This is a genomic window from Mesorhizobium sp. M0621 (genome assembly GCF_040320745.1).
Lineage (GTDB): Bacteria > Pseudomonadota > Alphaproteobacteria > Rhizobiales > Rhizobiaceae > Mesorhizobium.
In genome coordinates, this window is sequence record NZ_JAMYQF010000135.1 from 1 (window position 1) to 951 (window position 951).

At 63.8% G+C, this 951-nt stretch carries 1 pseudogene; it reads right to left on the reverse strand.

Going from position 1 to position 951, the window contains the following annotated elements:
- Positions 1-951: pseudogene (locus NKI38_RS33460) on the reverse strand (integrase core domain-containing protein); the annotation flags it as partial.

Consider the following 951-nt stretch of genomic DNA (forward strand, 5'->3'; position numbering starts at 1 on the left):
TGCATGAAGCTGACGAGCCAAATGCCGTCGTCGACTTCGGTGATTCCGAGCCTCTGGCCGGCGAGCACGGTGGAGATGTTGATCTTCTTCCTGTGCATGCAGATGCGGCCGCAGGCGGTGACGAGAATGTCCTTGTCATGGAAGGGATATTCCAGCTCGGGGAGGCCTTGATAGGCTCTTGAAGAAGCTCTGTAGAGCTCGGCTGGCACTTTCATTTGGATCGCCTCGTGGGGCCTCTCGTCGTTGAATTCGCTCATGAAAGCATCGAACCGGGCCTGCTGCTGGAGGGCGTTCATGCCCGGCGGCCGCGTGGTCTCCTGCTTCAGGGTGCGGTGCATGCGCTCATGGCGGCCGTTCTGCTGCGGGTAACCGGGCTTGATGCGCTCGACGGCGATGCCGAGCCTGAGCCAGAAGACCGACAGCTTCGAGAGGTTGTAAAGGCCGTTGGGGCTGGCGAAGGGCAGGCCATTGTCGCTTCTGATCGCTTCCGGCAGGCCGCGTTCCTTGAAGAGTCGGACGAAAGCCTCGAGGACCGGAACCTCCTTTGTCGATTCAAGGGCTTCGCAGGCCAGCAGGTAGCGCGAAGCCTGGTCGGTGACCGTCAGGGGGTAACAGTATTGGCGGTTGCCGAGCTTGAACTCGCCCTTGAAGTCGGCGCACCACAGATCGTTGGGCACAACCGCCTGGGACAGCTGCGTGCCCACGGCCTTGTTCGCCCGGTTCCTCTTGCGCGCCTGGCTCACAAGGCCGTGGCGGTCGAGCACGGCGTGGAACGGTGCTCCTGGCCGGGATGCGGACGTCGCCGGCCAGCCTGCGCACCAGCAGCTCGCGTATCTTCCTGGCACCCCAGTGCGGCTTCTCCCGCTTGCTCTCCACGATCAGCCGCTCGATCTGGTCGGGAAGCTGGTTGGCGTAGCGCACCGGCCGCCGCGAGCGGTCGGTGAGTGCCTC